Source organism: Streptomyces sp. NPDC024698, from assembly GCF_055559015.1.
The window spans coordinates 1-17,603 of record NZ_JBVHLK010000036.1 but is presented as its reverse complement, the minus strand read 5'-3'; the positions used below and the strand labels follow the sequence as shown (position 1 = coordinate 17,603).

The 17,603-nt window shown below is 69.2% G+C and carries 17 protein-coding genes and 2 pseudogenes; 14 read left to right on the top strand and 5 right to left on the bottom strand.

What is annotated here, in order from left to right; all coding sequences use genetic code 11:
• Nucleotides 1–19: 19 nt before the first annotated feature.
• The gene (locus ACZ4AA_RS36860) at nt 20–670 is read right to left on the bottom strand and encodes a TetR/AcrR family transcriptional regulator (RefSeq protein WP_467612570.1); all 651 of its coding nucleotides are present in this window, start codon (nt 668–670) and stop codon (nt 20–22) included.
• A gap of 117 nt (nt 671–787) precedes the next feature.
• Here ACZ4AA_RS36860 and ACZ4AA_RS36855 point away from each other — a divergent pair, with 117 nt between their 5' ends.
• The 7 genes from ACZ4AA_RS36855 (at nt 788) to ACZ4AA_RS36825 (ending at nt 8,538) form a co-directional block, all read left to right on the top strand.
• Nucleotides 788–1,483: a hypothetical protein gene (locus tag ACZ4AA_RS36855; RefSeq protein WP_467612567.1), complete on the top strand. Its 696-nt coding sequence runs from the start codon at nt 788–790 to the stop codon at nt 1,481–1,483.
• Nucleotides 1,484–1,654: 171 nt separating this feature from the next.
• On the top strand, nt 1,655–2,650 hold the full coding sequence (locus tag ACZ4AA_RS36850; RefSeq protein WP_467612564.1) for a hypothetical protein: 996 nt from the start codon (nt 1,655–1,657) through the stop codon (nt 2,648–2,650).
• Nucleotides 2,651–3,261: 611 nt separating this feature from the next.
• Nucleotides 3,262–3,672 (top strand): FKBP-type peptidyl-prolyl cis-trans isomerase, encoded by a 411-nt coding sequence (locus ACZ4AA_RS36845; RefSeq protein WP_467612561.1) that lies wholly within the window; start codon nt 3,262–3,264, stop codon nt 3,670–3,672.
• 242 nt (nt 3,673–3,914) lie between these two features.
• On the top strand, nt 3,915–4,220 hold the full coding sequence (locus tag ACZ4AA_RS36840; RefSeq protein WP_467612558.1) for a DUF6087 family protein: 306 nt from the start codon (nt 3,915–3,917) through the stop codon (nt 4,218–4,220).
• Nucleotides 4,221–4,286: 66 nt separating this feature from the next.
• A complete protein-coding gene (locus ACZ4AA_RS36835; RefSeq protein WP_467612555.1) occupies nt 4,287–4,721 on the top strand; it encodes an NUDIX hydrolase in 435 nt (144 codons plus the stop codon).
• A gap of 530 nt (nt 4,722–5,251) precedes the next feature.
• Nucleotides 5,252–6,223 (top strand): PIN domain-containing protein, encoded by a 972-nt coding sequence (locus tag ACZ4AA_RS36830; RefSeq protein ID WP_467612552.1) that lies wholly within the window; start codon nt 5,252–5,254, stop codon nt 6,221–6,223.
• A 215-nt stretch (nt 6,224–6,438) separates the two neighbouring features.
• Nucleotides 6,439–8,538 carry a pentapeptide repeat-containing protein gene (locus ACZ4AA_RS36825; RefSeq protein ID WP_467612549.1) on the top strand — a complete coding sequence of 700 codons (2,100 nt, stop codon included), beginning with the start codon at nt 6,439–6,441 and terminating at the stop codon, nt 8,536–8,538.
• Nucleotides 8,539–8,904: 366 nt separating this feature from the next.
• On the opposite strand, the pseudogene ACZ4AA_RS36820 reads toward ACZ4AA_RS36825, so the two are convergent.
• Nucleotides 8,905–9,194: pseudogene (locus ACZ4AA_RS36820) on the bottom strand (NAD(P)H-dependent glycerol-3-phosphate dehydrogenase); the annotation flags it as partial.
• Nucleotides 9,195–9,370: 176 nt separating this feature from the next.
• On the opposite strand from ACZ4AA_RS36820, the gene ACZ4AA_RS36815 reads away from it, so the two are divergent.
• Nucleotides 9,371–11,101: a RecQ family ATP-dependent DNA helicase gene (locus ACZ4AA_RS36815; protein WP_467612546.1), complete on the top strand. Its 1,731-nt coding sequence runs from the start codon at nt 9,371–9,373 to the stop codon at nt 11,099–11,101.
• A 219-nt stretch (nt 11,102–11,320) separates the two neighbouring features.
• Here the strand turns inward: ACZ4AA_RS36815 and ACZ4AA_RS36810 are convergent, their stop codons facing one another.
• Both ACZ4AA_RS36810 and ACZ4AA_RS36805 read right to left on the bottom strand, forming a co-directional pair.
• Nucleotides 11,321–12,367 (bottom strand): threonine/serine dehydratase, encoded by a 1,047-nt coding sequence (locus ACZ4AA_RS36810; RefSeq protein WP_467612543.1) that lies wholly within the window; start codon nt 12,365–12,367, stop codon nt 11,321–11,323.
• 26 nt (nt 12,368–12,393) lie between these two features.
• Complete coding sequence (locus tag ACZ4AA_RS36805) at nt 12,394–13,200, bottom strand: 2OG-Fe(II)-dependent halogenase WelO5 family protein (RefSeq protein WP_467612540.1); 807 nt, start codon at nt 13,198–13,200, stop codon at nt 12,394–12,396.
• 62 nt (nt 13,201–13,262) lie between these two features.
• On the opposite strand from ACZ4AA_RS36805, the gene ACZ4AA_RS36800 reads away from it, so the two are divergent.
• From ACZ4AA_RS36800 to ACZ4AA_RS36785, 4 genes are all read left to right on the top strand, one after another.
• A complete protein-coding gene (locus tag ACZ4AA_RS36800; protein ID WP_467612537.1) occupies nt 13,263–13,955 on the top strand; it encodes a TetR/AcrR family transcriptional regulator in 693 nt (230 codons plus the stop codon).
• A 6-nt stretch (nt 13,956–13,961) separates the two neighbouring features.
• Entirely contained in the window at nt 13,962–14,180 is a 219-nt protein-coding gene (locus ACZ4AA_RS36795; RefSeq protein ID WP_467612534.1) for a hypothetical protein, read from the top strand.
• Between the two features lie 44 nt (nt 14,181–14,224).
• Complete coding sequence (locus ACZ4AA_RS36790; protein WP_467612532.1) at nt 14,225–14,632, top strand: restriction endonuclease; 408 nt, start codon at nt 14,225–14,227, stop codon at nt 14,630–14,632.
• Between the two features lie 209 nt (nt 14,633–14,841).
• Nucleotides 14,842–15,111 (top strand): hypothetical protein, encoded by a 270-nt coding sequence (locus ACZ4AA_RS36785; RefSeq protein ID WP_467612529.1) that lies wholly within the window; start codon nt 14,842–14,844, stop codon nt 15,109–15,111.
• 45 nt (nt 15,112–15,156) lie between these two features.
• On the opposite strand, the gene ACZ4AA_RS36780 is transcribed toward ACZ4AA_RS36785, so the two are convergent.
• On the bottom strand, nt 15,157–15,570 hold the full coding sequence (locus ACZ4AA_RS36780; protein ID WP_467612526.1) for a CPCC family cysteine-rich protein: 414 nt from the start codon (nt 15,568–15,570) through the stop codon (nt 15,157–15,159).
• 363 nt (nt 15,571–15,933) lie between these two features.
• On the opposite strand from ACZ4AA_RS36780, the pseudogene ACZ4AA_RS36775 reads away from it, so the two are divergent.
• Nucleotides 15,934–16,320: pseudogene (locus ACZ4AA_RS36775) on the top strand (AlbA family DNA-binding domain-containing protein); the annotation flags it as partial.
• Between the two features lie 511 nt (nt 16,321–16,831).
• Nucleotides 16,832–17,221: a hypothetical protein gene (locus ACZ4AA_RS36770; protein WP_467612619.1), complete on the top strand. Its 390-nt coding sequence runs from the start codon at nt 16,832–16,834 to the stop codon at nt 17,219–17,221.
• The last annotated feature ends 382 nt before the right edge of the window (nt 17,222–17,603 follow it).

Here is a 17,603-nt window from a genome sequence, read left to right as displayed (position 1 = left end):
TCGTGAGACCGCAGTCGGCTCAGGTATCGGCGCCGCGGCGCCGGTCGGGAGTGGACAGGTAGGCGATCGCCATGTCGCTGAGTTCGTCGGCGTACCTGCGCCTGGCCGCTTCGCCGGTGGCGGGATCGGGGCGTACGGAGTTGTGGAAGCAGGCGCCGAGGATGGCACGGGCCGCGGTGTCCAGTGCCTGCTGGGGCTGGGAGCGGCGGATCTGGTCGGCGTAGGGGTTCGCTGCTTCGAGCAGGAGGCGGTGGACTTCGGTGATGGTGCGGGCGCCGCGGTCCAGTGACCTGGCCCCCCGTGTGCGCAGCAGTTCGGGGAAGAGGCTGCTGCTGTCGGCGAAGGACTGTAGCAGGGCGTGCGCGTAGGCGTCCATGACGCCAGGCAGCGAGGGCTCGGCCGCGCGCAGTTGCTCGGCCACGTATTCCTCGCGGCGTTCCAGCATCCGCTCGGTCAGGGCGGTGATCAGCTGGTCTTTGTCCTCGAAGCGGCGGTAGATCGTGCCGACGGAGACACCGGCGCGCTGTGCGACGCCGGTGATCGTCATCTCCTCCAGGCCGGATGTGGCGGCGATCTCCTCGGCTGCCCGCAGGATGCGGGCGAGGGTCGCGGCGCTGCGGGCCTGCTGGGGTTCCCGGTAGGACGCTGGGCGCTCGGGCTCCTCGGTCATGTCCCGCATGGTATCTGCGGCGCCCTCAACAGGATCTTTTGACAACTGGCGCACTCCTCGGCGTACTCTCATGATGCGAATGTGAATTCACATTCGCATTCTACTGGAGGTTCGCCCATGACCGACAACCAGACTTCCCAGCCCGTCACCGTGACGCTTGAGGCCGGTCCCACCGGCGCCGGGAGCATCGACGACTTCGAGCTCTTCTACGCCCGCCGCGCCCTGGAGCGCTTCCGGACGCTGCTGGGGCGCCAGGGGCTCCTCGACCTCCTGGCCGCGGACATCGAGGAAGGCAACGCCTTCCTGCGCGAGAGCGCCCGTACCTCCGACGGCGCCTTCAAGGGGGGCACCACCGTGCTCGCGGCGAAGGGCCTCACCTCGGGCGCCTTCCTGGCCTGGATGGACAAGGCGTTCGCCGGCGATGAGAAGCCGCTTCTCGCGGCGCACCCCGAGCACTATGTGATGGGCACCGATGAGACCGGCGCGCGCGTGGTGGAGAACATCGGCCCCCACGTCGCCGACTTCTACATGGGCGGCTGGGGAACGGACGCACTGGCCTGGGCGGCGGATGCGGACGAGCTCCTTCCAGAGGCCGAATTTCCGCGCAAGATGTCCTCGAACCTCTTCCTGGCCGACGGCACCGTCGTCGGACGGGCGCTGATCCAGTTCGGTGACACCGCCGACGGCTTCACGGCGAACCTGACGGTCTACTTCCCCGTCACGTGCCCGGACGAGGTCCTGGAGCACCATCTGCGGCACTACGCCGTCGAGTTCAGGAACTGGATCGTCGCCGCCGCGGCCGCCCGCATCTGAGATCACCGGCCGGACGCCAGGGCCGCCCCGGCGTCCGGCCGGCAAAGCCGAGCGGACCGCTTACCCGTACGCGCCGCATCCGGCTCGCAAGACCGTACAACCGCCTCCCACGGCCCGGCCGACAACGAGCACGGCCTTCTTCACATGCTCCGGAACAACGAAAGACCCACGATGTCGAACCACATCCGGCCCGGTACGGGACGCAAGCTGACCCTGGTCGTCCTCGGTCTGGCAGCTCTGATCACCACCATGCTGTGCGCCTTCGCACTGCCCTCGCTCCACAGCGGCCCTCACCACGTCCCTCTCGGCGTCACCGGCCCCGAAGCGGCCACGAAAGCCCTCCGGCAGAGCGCCGACGGCGACGCCTGGGACGTCCGCCTCTACCCGAGCCCCGCCGCCCTCCAAACTGCGGTCAAGGACCGGGACATAGCCGGCGGCCTCGCCGTCACCGCTCACGACGTCGACATCTACTCAGCAACCGCGGGCGGCCCCTCCGCCACCAGCGCCCTCATCGCACTGGGCGACAACGTCGCCGCACAGCAGACCACCCGTGCCACCGTCCACGACCTGGTGCCCTTCACCAAGGACGACCCCCGCGGCGCAGGACTGACCGCCGCACTCCTCCCCATGATCTTCGGCGGGATCTTCCCCGCCCTCATCCTCGGCAGCGTCTTCCCCGGACACCGCGGACTGCGCACCCGCATCACGGGAGCCCTCCTGTTCTCCCTGGTGGCAGGCGCCGCCATCGCCGCGGTCCTCCAGTTCGCCACCCACTCCGTCGACGGAAACTACTGGCTCACCGCCCTCGGCCTCATCCTGGGCACGGCCGCCTTGTCCACCACCCTCCTGGGCCTCCAAGCTCTCCTCGGCATGGCCGGATTCGCCCTCGGCGGCGCGCTGATGATGCTCCTGGGCAACCCGCTCTCCGGACTTGCCACCGGACCCCATTGGTTCCCCACCGGCTGGGCCTCCCTGGGCCAGATCCTGCCCCCGGGCGCCTCCGGCAGCCTCCTGCGTGCCAACGCCTTCTTCGACAGCTCAGGCGCCGCACTCCCCGCCCTCACCCTCACCATCTGGGCCGGCATCGGTATCGCCCTCGCCCTCCTCGCCGACCGACGCGGTACTCAGGCGCACCCTGCTCCTGGCGCTCCGCCCGTGGCCGCGTGACCCGCGTGCCCGGGGCCCTTCACACACCGGCGCCGGATGTGTCCGTCCGGTTGGCCAAGGGCCGCACTCGGCCGGCCGGAGGTTACGGGATGCCGCCCTGTTCGCAGACCCGGCGGGCGCCGCCGGCCAGGTCGCCGAGCAGATCAGCCTCGACCGGACACGCGAAGCCCGCCTCCTCGCCGAAGAAGCCAGCGACCGCATCCGAGCCAAATTCGGACGCTCCGCAATCCGCCCCGCAACCACCCTGCTGCGCGTCTCCTGACCCGTCGCCGCAAAGGCGGCCCAGCCCGTTCGGCCATTGCCTGCTCGCGGGGGTGCGACTCGGCGACTGGACTGACTGCCGCAGGCCATCACCCGTCCTGTCGAGTTCGGGGCCTGGCGTTCCTTGGCACCCTTACACCCTTTCCCGCCTCGGTGAGGTACGAGCAAAGATGTCGGAGATCGGTCGGGTGGCACGAACGCCGACGGAGCTTGCGCGGAGACGCGGATGACGCGCTGTGATATCAACGGCCTCATGGGCATTGCCGGTAGCGTGATCGCCTGCCGCATGGAATGTCCATGTGTCCTGCCGGCCTGTGCGAGGGATTCCGGTGGCGAGCGATGGGACCGCGATGAGCGAACTGACGAAGCCCGGAATCGAGGTTCCGGAGGGTGACGCGCCCACGGAGCTGACGATCCGGGACCTCGTGATCGGGGACGGACCCGAGGCGAAGCCGGGCAGGGTCGTCCAGGTTCACTATGTCGGGGTTACGTTCGCGTCCGGAAGAGAGTTCGACTCCTCCTGGGAGCGGGACCGGCCGTTCAAGTTCGCCGTGGGCGGTGGCAGGGTCATCAAGGGCTGGGACCGGGGAGTAAGGGGAATGAAGGTCGGCGGCCGGCGCGAGATCATCGTTCCCCCGCGTCTCGGTTACGGCAACCAGTCACCCTCTCCGTTGATCCCGGCGGGCTCGACGCTGATCTTCGTCGTGGACCTGCTCACAGTCGTGGGCGGGCCCGCCGGAGCGAGGCCCGGCTCGGCCTGAACCTGGCGCTCCTGAGGGACCGGGACACCCTGTCGCTGCTACGTAAAATGTCAGATACGGTCCCGCTCAGATCATCCGGGACGACGACAAGATCCCTTTCCCGAGGTCGAATTGCGCGGCTACCTTGATGACGCGGGAACGCTGGTAGAGCACAAGTGGAAGTAGGCCCCATCGAGATGCCTGCACCCTCGGGCAGGCATCTCGAGCATTCCGGGACAACCGCCAGAGTGAGGAACGCCACGATGGACGACGAACCGCTGTCGGACTGGGCCGCGCGCCGCGACGCGAAGATCGGCCGACTCCGTGCCGTCCCCATCACCCCAGGCCACGGCCTCAAAGGCGCGCACGTGAATCCCGCCGCGCCGCGCGCCATCGAACGGTGGAATGGACACTGCTGGGAGCCCTACGGCTTCGTGGCGAACCTGAACGACGCGAAGAACCTCCTGTACCCGGGCGTTGCGGGAGATCCAACGCCGCCCAAAGCCCTGGCACCCAAGCTCCTCGGCGAGGGAAAGGGCAGGCATCGCAAGCCGCAACCCCCGCGGTAGACGGCCTGGACCATGTGGATTCTTTCCGCCGCGTGGGCGCGCAACTGGCCGATACGCTCGATCCGCATGAGCGATGGACCAATGTGCGACGCCTCCGTCGTCGTGGTCCTCGACGCAGACGGCCTTGTCGCCCTGTTGAGGGCCGACTTCCCAGCCCACGGAGGCGAATACCTGTTCCTGCCCGGAGGGCGCCGCGAAGACGGCGAGACCGCACTGGACCGCGCCCGCCGCGAGCTGCGCGAGGAAGCCGGAGTGAGCGCCGCGCAGTGGCTGCAATCGGGCTCACGCGCGATCACCCTGAGCTCCCCAGCACGCGTCCACATCTACGAGGCCCGCATCCTGACACTCGGCGCCCAGGAACTCACCGAGACGGAAGAGGACTTCAAGCTGTCGTGGTGGCCGATGGCCGAGGCACTTCAGACCGTGCAGGACGGCCGGTTCCTCCTCCCCGCCGGACCGCTGGCCCTGCTCCTCGCAGATCACCGCCGCGCGAACAGCTGACACCCGCGCGCTCCGAGACCTGCCACATGAGGCTGACGCCGCCGTCTTCACTCTGCTGGCCGCCCTGCCCCCATGGGCCGTGACTGAACATCACACGCCGACCGGACCTACTTCCCACGAGCCGCAGCGACCTGCGGACCATCAGCCGCATGCCCTTGGGCCAGCCGTCCAGTACGTCTTCGGCGACCCCAATTGCCCTCGACTCGGACAGGCGGGTACGACCAGCTACGCTTCTTCACCTGGGAGTTGTTTCTTTCGTCGCAACTAACAGGACCCTCAGCAAGTCCTATCGTTGCAGGTCAGGGGCGCTTTGCGCTTGTCTGATCAAGCCTGGGACAGCCCGCTTCGTGAAAGCGCGAGGTTAGCCGATCAAGCAAGCGGAACGTGCAAGTCGCTCTCCTGACCGCCGTCGGCGGCGACCTTGCCCACGCGTTCGACGCTGCGGAGGACACCGGCTTCGTCCTATGGCAGGGCCGGGTGGAGAACGGGCCGCGACTGCGGCAGGGAAGGGGATCTGGTCGATGGGACGTATGTCCAACCCATATCTGCCGGACACGGACCGAGGAGCACTAATCGTCCTCGACACCGACCAGCTTGAACTGGCCGGCTTCCCTGACGGGGGCGTGTTCAGGATGCTGCACACGACGGCCGACCTGCACGGGCACACCCTCGCGGTGCCCCAGACGGTGGCGATCGAGTACCTCGCGCACCGCCACTTCGAGGCCCAGCAGCTGACAGGGCGTTCATCGGAAGACGCTGCCTGCCGCTGGCGTGAGGCTCTCCACGCGTTCTTCACGATCCTGCCGACGCCCGAAGGCGCCGCGGAGGAGGCCTTGGACCGAGTGACCGAACGCCGTCTCCCCGCCCGAGCGGCATCGGTCGACGGAGACGTCGGCAAGGCCGAAGCCCACAGCATCCGGGACACCGTGGTCTGGCTGACCCTGCTCGCCGCTTTCGAAGACCGGAACCAGATGCTCTGGTTTCTCTCTGGTAACCAGGACTTCGCCGCGCGCTCCGCGTTTCACCCCGATCTGCGTGCAGAAGCAGAACAGCGTCTGGGCACGGACAGGTCACTTTTCCTGGGTCTGATTAAGGACGGCATTCCCGCGCTGTTGAAGCGATGGGGTACCAAAGTGACGGTAAGTGCCCAGGGCCTGGACCTTCTGGTGCGATCGGAGTCGGTTGTGCAGCAGGTGCGGGCCGTGATCACGGGGCCTGCGCGGCCTTTCGCCCCGGACTTCCCGGTGCCCGGCACGGGGCTCCTGGCCTTTGACGGCCGGCTCGGCAGACCTCTGGCCTATCAGGTTGACGACACGCTGTGGGTGCCCAGCCGAATCCGCTGGAGGGCCCACGGGGAGGAACACACGTGCTCCGGCTCCTCGTTCATCATGACGCGGGTGCTGCTGGAGGTCGGCGTCGAGCCGATGCACGTGCTGGGCGTGACGGTTCTGGACGTCAGCCCTGCCCAACCACCCGCTGCGAGAGAGCGGTATGAGACCTGATGCTCGTTCGAGGCCCTGCACGGCGATGGCGCGTCCGTTCCACGCGGTGAGATCCGCCTCGTGGACGGCGCCGGTCAGACCACGCTATCGGGAGCGACCCGTCGCGGCCGGCCCGGGCGCCGTGGAGCAACCCCGGTCCGTCATCCCGGTGAGGCGTCAACCAGCCTGTGGAATGGCCCTGTTGGTGATCGACGCCCGACCCATATCGTTACCTCATGTGGTCCTATGCGGTGTGGGGGCTGGTCGGCGCCGCCCTGTACAGATGTCTCATCGTCCGGGCTGCTCTCCTGCGCGACGAAGACCCGTTCACGCACCGGTACGGGCGGTGGGACTACCCCGACGGGCCCGGCGTCGGAGCCCTCGTCGCAGGCCTGTGCCTGCACGCGCTCCTGGGTGCGGCGGTCGGCTGTACGGCGGCGACTTGGGCCGGCACGGCGGGGGCGGCGAATGCGGTCAGGTCCCTTATCGCGCTGGTCCTGGGAGTCGTCGCCCCGATCGTGTTCAAGCCGGCCGGCCGGCTCGTGCTCCGGATCCTGGTACCCGATGCCCTGGACGAGGGAACGGAAATACGGCTGACCGACCGCCGGTACTGGTACACGGCGCCCGGTCACCCTCCCGTGGCCGCCGACGGACCGTACCCGTGGGCCGACGAACTGGCCCGGCGCATCCGCGCGCAAGAGGTGGCCCGGCCGGTCAACCTGAAAGGCGCCCACCTCAGCGGGGCGGACCTGACCGGGGTAGATCTGCCCTGGGTCTACGCGCAACTGGGCACGCTGCCAGGCGTGTGCCTTCGGGAGGCGAACCTGTCCCGGAGCTTCTTCTATGTGGCGAATCTGATCGGCGCCGACCTGACGCGGGCTCGCCTGGACCAAGCGGAGCTGGGCTCGGCGATGCTGGTCCGGGCACGGCTTACAGAGGCCGACCTGACCGGAGCGGACCTGACGCACGCGGACCTGCTGGACGCGGACCTCGCGGGAGCACGGCTGCGCGGAGCGGACCTGGGCGGGGCGGTGCTCATCCGGGCGAACCTCACCAGTGCCGACCTGACCGAGGCGTGTCTTGAACGTGCCGACCTGACGGGTGCCGACCTGAGCGGCGCGGGGCTGACGGGCGCGAACCTGGCCGGGGCGCGGTGGACCTCGGAGACCGTCTGGCCCATCGGGCTGGCCGACCGGATGCGGGACGATTCGGAGCAGCTCTTCGATGACGTGTACCGCCTGCACGGCTGGTCGCCCGAGCCCTACAAGTCCAAGGAGAAGAGTCAACCTCCTTTCCTTCAAAGGTTGTTGATCGCCTTCTGCGATGCCGCCCCGGCGTTCCGGCCGCTCCGCGCCGGCGACGTCGGCCACGGCAAGGAGACGCGGGCCTTCCGGCCCGCCAGACCCGTCGGGCGGGCCGGCCTCAGGAGTGCGTTGAAGTCCGGCACAGCCGTTTCCCTGTCAGGCGCGCAGCTGCACCGTATCGATCTCGTGGGCGTGAGCCTCGCCGGAACGGATCTCAGCCGGGCCGACCTCACGAAAGCGATCCTGACGGGCGCCGACCTGAGCCGGACCGACCTGACCCGGACACGGCTGACGCAGGCGAACCTGTCGGGAGCCAGGCTGAAGGGCGCGAACCTGTCGGGAGCGAACACCGTGGGCGCGGACGTGACCGGCGCGATCCTAACCGGCGCGAACCTGGCAGACGTCTATCTGGTGGACGCGAATCTGTCCGGTGCCCGCCTGACCTGTACGAACCTGACTGGCGCCCTGCTCTCGGGGACGAAGTTGACGGGGGCCGACCTGACCGACTCCGACCTCACCGATGTCGCCCTGGACAAGGCGGACCTGCGCGGCGCGAAGCTCCTGCGGGCCCAGCTGACCTCCGCTGACCTGAGTGAGGCCGACCTGACCAAGGCCATCCTCACCGAAGCCGACCTGACCTGCGCCCATCTCTTCGCCGCGGACTTTTCCCAGGCCCAGATGATCAGGGCCAGGCTCACTCTGGCCTTTCTGTACAACGCGAAGCTGACGGGCGCCGACCTCACCCACGCGGACCTGGCCGGAGCCGAGCTGACCGGAGCGTGCCTCAGAGGGGCCAAGCTGGTCGGAGCCCGGCTGCGCGGCGCGGACCTGGTCGGGGCCGACCTGAGTGGAACCCGCACCGACGGTGCCGACTTCGCGGAGGCGGTCTGGTCCAGCACGACCAAGTGGCCCGGCACGATCGCCGGGACTATCCGGGATCGCTCCGAAACGGCCCCCGACGGCACCTTCCGCGTACGCACTACAACCCTGGGCAAGCACCACTTCCCCAGCTCGGGAACCTCCGAACGGTAGCCTGAAGCCGTCCAAGAACCTCCGCATCCAGTTCAACCGACTCCACTTCCCATCCGCGACAGGATGCCCCTCTGGCCCACTGTTGAGGTACCGACCGGCCGGCACGCCGATTTCCGGTACTTCATGCGTCGCCCGTCTTCATGCGAACGCGGCCGTGGCCGAGCAGGACCTGCTCGGCCACGGCGCTCGAACCGGTGTCCGGGTGACGCGACGAACAGGTCCACCGAGTCGACCGCGACGGCGAAATCGTCGACGAACCGCGAACCACTCGAACAGGTACTGCTCGTGGCCGCCTTCACCCTGCTCAGAGCCCGCGTACTCCTCCAGCCATAGCCATCACGGATGGGCCGTCACAACCCTCTGGCCAGCTGTCTGCCCCGTCGCCGTCGTGGCTTCCTCCACGCTCATGTCCTGCCCGAGGTGCTCGCCGAAGGTTCGGTTCCGGGACAGCGGCGAGGAGCAGGTGGCTATGAGGTCGCCGACCCCGGCGAGGCCGGAGAAGGTCAGCGGGTCGGCGCCCATCGCCTGGCCGAGACGCGCGGTCTCCGCGAGGCCGCGGGTGACGAGCAGGGCACGAGAGTTGTCGCCCATGCCCAGCCCCCGGCGAGGCTGACCGCGAGGGCGATGACGTTCTTGATCACTCCGCCGAGCTCGCAACGCGGTCCTTCCCGGGTACGTTCATCTGTACGCGCCTGACCGGGCCCGGTCTCCCGCCGACGGCCGGGGAACCGTACCTTCCGAGGAATTGCAACTCCTCCCGAGCGGACCGTTTCCCGTCCCTTTCGGGGGTACACGAGCGCTGAACTCACCGGAGAACGGCGTCAGGAGTGCCATGCGTGCCAAGGTCGGATACTTCAAGGCCAGGTCACTCAGGAGACGTCTGCGCCGCTGCGCCCGCGAGGTGTTCGGCTGGGAGCGACTGCGCCCCTCCCAGCTCGACGCCATGACAGCCGTGATGGAGGGACGCGACACCATCGTGGTGATGCCGACCGGCGCCGGGAAGTCCGCCGTGTACCAGGTGCCGGGGGTGCTGCTGAACGGGCCGACCGTCGTGGTCTCGCCCCTGATCGCCCTCCAGCGGGACCAGGTCGCCCATCTCGCCCGCATCGAGGGATCCGATGCCTCGGCCGTCAACTCAGCCCAGCGCCCGCGGGACAACGAGGCGGTGTGGGAGCGCGTACGCGAAGGCCGCCTGGACTTCCTGTTCGTCTCGCCCGAGCAGCTCGCGAAGGACGAGGTGGTGGAGCAGATCGCCGCGGCCGGCCCCGCGTTGATGGTAGTCGACGAGGCGCACTGCGTGTCCTCCTGGGGATACGACTTCCGTCCCGACTACCTGTCCCTGTGCCATGTCCGCGAACGCATCGGCCGGCCTCCCCTCCTGGCCCTCACCGCCAGCGCGGCGGCCCCCGTGCGGGCCGACATCGTGGAGCGCCTCGGCATGCGCGAGACGCACCAGGTGGTCGCGGGGTTCGACCGCCGCAACATCAGTCTGGAGGTCGTACGGCACCGGGAGAACGCGGGCAAGCGCCGGTGGGTGGTGGAGCGGGCCGCGGCGGAGGCCAAACCGGGCATCGTCTACGCGGGAACACGGCGGGAGGCGGAGGAGTACGCCCGGGAGCTGTCGGCGCTCGGATTCGACAGCGCCGCCTATCACGCGGGGCTGGCGGCGGCCGAACGCTCCCGCACACACGATCGCTTCCGGGACGGCGAACTCGACGTGGTCGTCGCCACCTCCGCGTTCGGGATGGGCATCGACAAGCCGAACATCCGCTTCGTGCTGCACGCGTCGGTGCCCGGTTCCCTCGACACGTACTACCAGGAGATCGGCCGGGCGGGCCGCGACGGAGAGGCGTCGACGGCGATCCTCGCCTACCGGCCCGAGGACCTCGGCGTGCAGCGGTTCCGGACGGGCACACCCCCCGACCCGGAGGTACTGGGCGGACTGATCGACGCGGTGCGCGAGCACCCGGAACCGGTCACGGCGACCGATCTGCGCGAACGGACCGGGCTGTCTCCGACCCCGCTGACGTCGATGCTGCACCTGCTGGAGGAGGCCGGAGCCGTGACGACGCGCAAGCGCGGTGCCATCGCGGCCGTGCCCGGGGCGCGGCGGGACGCCTGCGTCCGCGAGGCGGTGCGCATCGCCTCCGCCCGTGTCGATCTGGAGCGTTCCCGGGTGGAGATGATGCGGGCGTACGCCGAGACGAACGGCTGCCGCCGCAGGCACATGCTCGGATACTTCGGCCAGAGCCTGGCGGAAGGAGACTGCGCGGGCTGCGACACCTGCGCCCGTACGAAGGAGTTGCAGGAGGCCCCCCTGCGGACGGAGGACATCCTGTCCGGTACGGGTCCTGAGCCGCTCGGGCCCGTGGCGTCCGACGGCGCCTTCCCGCCCGGGACGCGGGTGGGACACAGGACGTGGGGCGAGGGCGAGGTGATGAGCGAGGAGGGGAACAGGATCACCGTCCTGTTCGAGAGCGTGGGCTATCGCACCCTGTCCCTCCCCGCCGTCCAGGCGCGGGGCCTTCTGACACCGGTGCCGTCGACCGCGACGAGGAACTGACCGCTGCCCGCTGAGGAGACAGCCGCCCCCGCCGGCAGGCATCGACGACCCGGACCGGCGCCGCCAGCGCTACCCGGAACCTGCGGGCCGCTGACGGCTTGCGCGGGCCGGGCCGACCTCTTCGCACGAGGGGACTTGCTCAGGGGCCGGGCCGCAGTTCAGTGAGAAGCCCCGTTCCTGCTGTGCCAGGAACGGGGCTTCTCCATTCGGGCTGGTGGGTCAGTGCTCGGAGGTTTGCCAGGTGAGCTGTGCGGGGTCCGTGTTCGCTCCGCACAGCACGACGGCGACCTTCTCGCCATTGGCGGGGCGGTAGTTGCGGGACGGCCTGGTGAGCAGGTCGCGGTCGGGTACATGGTGCGGCGCGGCTGTGAGGGCGGCGAGCGCGGTTGCCGCTCCGTGCTCCACGGCGATGCGGCGGTGGTCCCACAGTGCCTGGCGGGCCCGGATGATTTCGCTGTCCGATACGAGCACGGAGTGCACGCCTTCCTGCTGGGCGGCGTGCAGTGCCATGGCGGAGGTGCGGCGGGCGCCGAGGGAGTCGGCGGCGACGGAGTCCACGGTGACGTCGACGAGGTGGCCGGCCTCGAGGGCGGCGTTGAGGGCGCGGCAGTTCTCCGGTTCCACGGCGACGGTGCGGATGCCGTGGTGCTGGGCGGCGGTGGCGATGCCGGCGAACAGGCCGCCGCCGCCGACGGCGACCACCACGGTGTCCAGGCCCGGGATCTGGGTGCGGATCTCCTGCAGCAGGGTGCCGGCCCCGGCGGCGATCAGGGGGTGGTCGTAGGCGTGGGAGGGGAGTGCACCGGTCGCGGCCGTGAAGTTCTCGCAGGCGGTGAGCGCTTCGGCGTACTCCGAGCCCACCAGGCGCACGTCCGCGCCGTAGCCGCGGAGCTTGGCGACCTTGACCTCCGGGGCGGTGGCCGGGAGGAACACCGTGGCCCGCACGCCCTGTTGCTGGGCCGCCCACGCGCACGCGAGTCCGGCGTTGCCGCCGGAGGCGATGCTCACCCCCGCCTCCGGGAGGGTGCCGGCCTCGCGGTGGGCCTGGATGAAGTTCTGGGCACCGCGGGCTTTGAAGGAGCCGGTGTGTTGCATGTACTCCAGCGCGAGCCATACCTCGCAGTCCTGTGGCTCGCGGTCGTCCGGGGGGTCACGGTGTGCAGTGCGGATAGCGCCGGGGTCGACGGGGGCGAGGGTGACGGGGCGGATGCGTCCGGCGATCCGGTCGGTTGCTGCCTTGATGTCGCCGTACGTGAGCTGGTGCACGTTGTTGCTCCTGCTGTGGGAGAGGGTCAGGACCAGGCGATGAGCTGGCCGGTGGTGGTGAGTGCCAGGAAGAGGGCGAAGGCGATCCGCCGCTGTCCGGGGCAGGGCTCGACCGCGTGGAAGTCGGCCGGGTTGAACAGCAGCCCGTCGCCGAGCTCCGGCCGCAGGCTGACCCGCTGGCAGTGCTCGACGGTCTGGGGCTGGTAGCCGTACGCCTGGCGGTGCTGTTCGTCGGTCGGCTCCCAGCGGTGGCGCCACACGGTGGTCGTCCCGCCGGCGGCGGGGACGGCCACCCAGACGTTGAACGCGAGCTGCGCGACGACCTCTTGGTCGAAGAGCCCGGCGGAGAACTCCCGGGTGATCGAGTCGTAGTGGACCAGGGCCCCGGCGTTGATTTCGCGCAGGGTTCCGCCGAAGACCGCCCTTCCGCCGATGGTGGCCGCGGTGCCGGCGGCGCCCGAGGCGGAGCCGAGCCGAGCCAGCGAGACGGTGATCGGGTGCGGGCGCATCCCTGCCCGGTGCCAGGCCGCCCGGGCCGCCTCGGCGTCGCGCCAGTACCGCTCGGCGTCCAGTCGGCCGTCCTGCTGGACGCGGTAGTCGTTGAGCGCCGGGCCGAAGCGGAGGATCGGGGTCGGCACCCGGGCCGGGTCGTGGTCGGCTGTGGGCAGCCGGTCCAGCGCGGCCAGCGCGCTGGCACAGGTCTGCCGGTCGAGGAAGCCGGGAACTCGGACGGCAGCGAGGGAGCCGGCCGCGAGGTTGGCCAGGTGCCGGTCGGTGAAGGCCGCAGTGTTCACGGCGGTGGACAGCGGGTCGAGCGCCGTGGTGCGAGGCATGGCGCCTCCGTAACGAGATGGAAGCCTACCGTGACGATACGCCGTACCGTACGCTGACTCACATGCCACGGCAATCCGCTTCCCTGGACCTCGCGACTCCCGAACGCATCGCCGAGACAGCCCTGTTGATCGTGGATCAGCAAGGCCCTGGCGCACTCAGCTTCCGCACCCTCGCCTCCGCGCTGGACATCTCTGTCGCCTCGCTCCAGCGCCGCTGCACCGACCTGGCCGGCCTGCTGGACCTGGTGACCGACCAACTCGCCGCCCACCTGCCCGAGATCCCGCCCGGCACCGACTGGGCGACCGCCTCCGAGATCCGCTTCACCGCGCTGTACGAGCTACTGACGGCCCATCCGGGCCTGGTCGCCCTGCGAGGCGGCCGGCCCTGGCTCGGCCCGCAACTGCTGAAGCGCCTGGTCGAGCCGCAGCTCGCCGACTCTCTTACGGCCGGTATGACCGCCGCGGAGGCGATCACCTGCTACCGGCGGCTTTACCTGCTCACCCTGGGCAGCGCGAGCTTCGTCGACCACCGCGACCCGAAGTCCGCCCAGGCCGCCACCCGGCGGGCGCTGGCCCCGCTCGACCCCGAGGAGTTCCCGGTGCTGACCGGCCACCTCGCCGCCATCCTGCCCGCCATGGTCGACCACCAGGTCTACTCCGGCGGGCTCCGCCAACTCATCCACGCCGCCGACCCCACCCGCACCGGCAAAGACCACGACCACACGGGGATCGAACCTACCCACGAAGCGGACTAGCCGACGATGGGCAGCAGCCACAGTCCCACCAGAAGCGCCCCCTCACCCTCACACACCGACTCCACCACCCCAGCCCCAGAGCGCCGCGGCCTTCAACTGCACACCCACGGCGCCCCCTCCCCGGCCCTGCTGGCCCGAGCAGACCAGGGCTTCACCCGGTTCCTCGCCCAGTGGACCGAGGACCGGGACGACGGAGCCGACGGCAGCGAGGACCCTCAGCGGTGACCGCCGACCACCCGCGCGAAGACGCCCCGGCAGCGAGGCCCGCCATGCACACCAGCAGCTACTCGGTCCTGTACGACCCCGACGGGCTGATCGAGGCGGAGCTCCCGCTCGACCGCGAGCCGTACGAGAGCCTCGTCAAGGCCGTCCGCGCCTGGACCGGCGAGGACACGCTCGCGATCCGCGACTACGAGCAGATCGGCCTCCAGCTGACCGGCCACGCCCGCGCGGTCGCCTCCGACGTCCGGCGCTGCGCGAACCAGCTGCCCAAGGACAACGGACCCCGGGCGCTCGCCGACGTCGTCCTGCGAGGCGGAAGGCCGGCTGCCCGCGAAGCTGGAGGCACCGTGCGCTGCGTCCAGAACCGCGCCCGTCTGGTCCGCGCTCTCTACGAGAGGCTGGCCCGACTGGAGGCTGCGCTCGCCCCGAGGAAGGCTGCACCGACCGTCGGCTGACCGACCATAGGCCCGACCATGCAGGGCCCGCGCCCCGACCACGGGGGCGGTCCAGACGAGTCCGAAGTGCCACGCAATTCAAACAAGCGACCTAATGCGGGTGTGGGCGCGACCGACCTCCCCGACGACCTTGTGCAGACGCAAGCAGCCTGGAATGCCACCGATCACCGCTGTACTCGCCTCCCCCTGACCCGGACACCGAACAGTGCATGCGCGCCCACCACGCCAGCGCCGCCCGGGCCCTGGACGTCCGGACGGAGCCTGGCTCGGAGTTCTGGGGGTGGGCCGGACGCACTCTAGGAGCTCCGGCCCGCACCGCCGCCGGAGGGCCCGCCTGGCTGCGCCTGGCGGCCGCGCCCGAGGACAAGGCCTCGGGGAAGTTGTGGCACGGAGCCCTGGACGCGCAGCACGCCTTCGGCGACCTTGACGGGCACCGGCCCGTGCTCCTGGGCGTGTACGACGCTCTGTTCCCCGCCTGATCTGGTGCCCTTGTTGTGCGGAGATGAATGTTGTGCGGTCGGTTCTCAGGGACGCGTGCGGCTGGTCCCCGTGCCGTACGGCGTGCCGCCGTCGGGATGCTCGTGGGGCAGTGGGGCACGTACGAAGCGGGTACAGCGCTTGTCGCATGCGCCGATCTCCTGGTAATTCCGGCGGGCCTCTCGAAGGCTCAAGCCTCGGTTCGGGCCGCCTCGGACCTCGCTCGCGTCGTGTTCGTCCTGGCCGTCGTCCTCCCAAAAGCAGACACGGCAGATCGCGTACGCTCCGCGTTCGGCGAGGGTGATGAAGCCACAGCAGGGACACCGATACGGTCCGGCTGCGGCTCCGCCCTGAACATTGATGAAGGCCACGGGTCCATCTTTGTCGACCAGTACTGGCAACGGCCCTCGACTTTTCAGTAGTGGGTTGATCGGCAGGGACTGCCAGCTGGTTACCGACATAGCAGGAGGGCTTCGTGGCTGGTGAAGCAGCGAATGAGCCAGCGACCTCTTCGTCCCGAAGCAACTTGCGTGGGGCTTCTACCTTGGGCGGTCGTACCTCCGACCTGTGTTGACGGTCCGCACGCGTTCGTGTTCGTCCGCCGATGTTCGTCGGCGTTGTCACGCAGTTAGACACTCACCTGGTGCGGCTCCGGTGCGCGGGATCGGCGGACGTCAGCTCAGTTCCGATCTGGCAGTCGGCCGCAAGCGGTGGGGCAGAGAGTCGCACGCGCGAACAGAGGCCAGCACTGAAGCGCTGAAGGGCGTTCCATTCTCAGTCGCCGATGTAAAGAAACCGTGTGCGCCAAAGGGTGCAGGAACGCCATGCTGATGACCAGGCCGAATCTCGCACATTCCCCGTTTAGCGCCCCCGTCGAGTTGATCAACAGCGAGATGGTCCGCGGCTTCCTGGCGCTGGAGCTGGAAGAGAGTTTCACCCTCGACTACAAACGTAATGTCGATGCAGTGTCCGACACCGTCGCAGCCATGGCTAACAGTTACGGTGGCATCGTCCTCATCGGCGTTGACGCCCACCCTAAGCACAAGAACCTGCCCGGGGAACTGGTCGGGGTCAAGGCGATCGACAAAGACAGGCTGGTCAGCAAGATGGCGACCACCTTCGACCCGCCTGGCTGGACGCCGGATGTCATCCCGGTCACTGTGGACGACCGGCTCCTTCTCGTAGTGCGGATTGACCCGGGCAGCGTGCCCCGACCGCTGTTTCACCAGGGAGTCGTCCGAGTCCGTCTGGACGGCCGCAACATTCCCGCTGACCGTCGCCTCGTGTACGCACTCTTCCAGCAGGCCGCCGATCCGGTGCTTGCCTACACCGGTGACCCGCGCTTCCTGCCTGACCACCGCTCGGCCACACGCTTCCAGAGGGCTGCGGCGCCGCCCGACCTAGTCATCCGTGCCGCGGTTTCCCGGCCACTGCGAAGGGAGGCCGCCCGTCTTCAGCTGCACGGCACAACGGTCGACGTCCTCATGCGGTCGCTAAGCGCGCCCAGTCTCACAGGCGCGTACAAGCTGCCAGAGCGGCTGCACGCGCTTGTGCAGCGGGTAGGGTCCCACCAGGACCAGCAGCCATGGACGATCGATCCCGAGCACGGGAACGGTCGTCACGTCCGGCTCGCGGCCGGCCATCTCGTTCCCGGTTCCACATCAGGCGGGCATACGCCTGGAGTGCAGTGCCACCCTGCCCAACGGCGGCAGCAGCCTGGACGTGCTCTTCGACCTGCTTCTCTGGACCGGTGGCAGGAAGATCGCAAACGACTTGTGGGTACAAGCGTGCTACGAGGCCGTACGCGCGCTGATCCGGCACGCCCTGCCCACGCTCACCCTGGAGCTGCTCGGCACTGCGTCGATTCCCACGCCGCCCATCGAACTGCACATTGCTTCCGGCGTGCAGGGGGATCCGTGGCTAGAGAACACACTCAGCACCGACCTTCTCGGCGAGCCGACCGGCGCAGGACGCCTCCGCGGCGGCAGCGAGCACCTGAACGAGGAACTCGTGGCTGCCGGCGAGCTGCCGAGTGCGGTCATCCAAGCCCTACGCAACATGGCGCTGGATTGGCGCTATCTCCATCCCAACTTCCCGGTCCTGCACGACTGACCAGCAACCGGACTACGGCGCACAAAAGTCGGCGGTGGATAGGAGTGGCGCGGAGGGGCCTCACTGACGATAACGAGGGTGAGTCGAGAGCAGTCGGATACACCCAGTAGCCGAAGAAGTGCGGGACGGGGTCTCCGACCTGCACCCCTGCAACCGATCAACGCTGCGACCTGCGACTTAGCCGTCGACGGTTGTCAGCGTTGGTTGTCGTTGAGCACCGTCGGACGGCCCAGAGACGGCCCGGAGGTACTCAACACAATGACGGGTGAAGTCCTCGTCACCAGAGTCCTAGTAGGACTCCGTTAGGTCTGTCTCGCTCTTGGTGTCGAACGTGTTCTGGCAGGGAGGGGCTGGTGGCAGGTGGTGCATGTGCCGGTCCAGC

Excerpts from the sequence above, each read along its gene's own strand:
- ACZ4AA_RS36790 (WP_467612532.1), top strand. The coding sequence starts at position 14,225 with ATGCACACCAGCAGCTACTCGGTCCTGTACGACCCCGACGGGCTGATC.
- ACZ4AA_RS36785 (WP_467612529.1), top strand. The coding sequence starts at position 14,842 with ATGCGCGCCCACCACGCCAGCGCCGCCCGGGCCCTGGACGTCCGGACG.
- ACZ4AA_RS36845 (WP_467612561.1), top strand. The coding sequence starts at position 3,262 with ATGAGCGAACTGACGAAGCCCGGAATCGAGGTTCCGGAGGGTGACGCG.
- ACZ4AA_RS36835 (WP_467612555.1), top strand. The coding sequence starts at position 4,287 with ATGAGCGATGGACCAATGTGCGACGCCTCCGTCGTCGTGGTCCTCGAC.
- ACZ4AA_RS36800 (WP_467612537.1), top strand. The coding sequence starts at position 13,263 with ATGCCACGGCAATCCGCTTCCCTGGACCTCGCGACTCCCGAACGCATC.
- ACZ4AA_RS36840 (WP_467612558.1), top strand. The coding sequence starts at position 3,915 with ATGGACGACGAACCGCTGTCGGACTGGGCCGCGCGCCGCGACGCGAAG.
- ACZ4AA_RS36850 (WP_467612564.1), top strand. The coding sequence starts at position 1,655 with ATGTCGAACCACATCCGGCCCGGTACGGGACGCAAGCTGACCCTGGTC.
- ACZ4AA_RS36805 (WP_467612540.1), bottom strand. The coding sequence starts at position 13,200 with ATGCCTCGCACCACGGCGCTCGACCCGCTGTCCACCGCCGTGAACACT.
- ACZ4AA_RS36825 (WP_467612549.1), top strand. The coding sequence starts at position 6,439 with ATGTGGTCCTATGCGGTGTGGGGGCTGGTCGGCGCCGCCCTGTACAGA.
- ACZ4AA_RS36780 (WP_467612526.1), bottom strand. The coding sequence starts at position 15,570 with ATGTCGGTAACCAGCTGGCAGTCCCTGCCGATCAACCCACTACTGAAA.
- ACZ4AA_RS36795 (WP_467612534.1), top strand. The coding sequence starts at position 13,962 with ATGGGCAGCAGCCACAGTCCCACCAGAAGCGCCCCCTCACCCTCACAC.
- ACZ4AA_RS36830 (WP_467612552.1), top strand. The coding sequence starts at position 5,252 with ATGTCCAACCCATATCTGCCGGACACGGACCGAGGAGCACTAATCGTC.
- ACZ4AA_RS36855 (WP_467612567.1), top strand. The coding sequence starts at position 788 with ATGACCGACAACCAGACTTCCCAGCCCGTCACCGTGACGCTTGAGGCC.
- ACZ4AA_RS36860 (WP_467612570.1), bottom strand. The coding sequence starts at position 670 with ATGACCGAGGAGCCCGAGCGCCCAGCGTCCTACCGGGAACCCCAGCAG.
- ACZ4AA_RS36815 (WP_467612546.1), top strand. The coding sequence starts at position 9,371 with ATGCGTGCCAAGGTCGGATACTTCAAGGCCAGGTCACTCAGGAGACGT.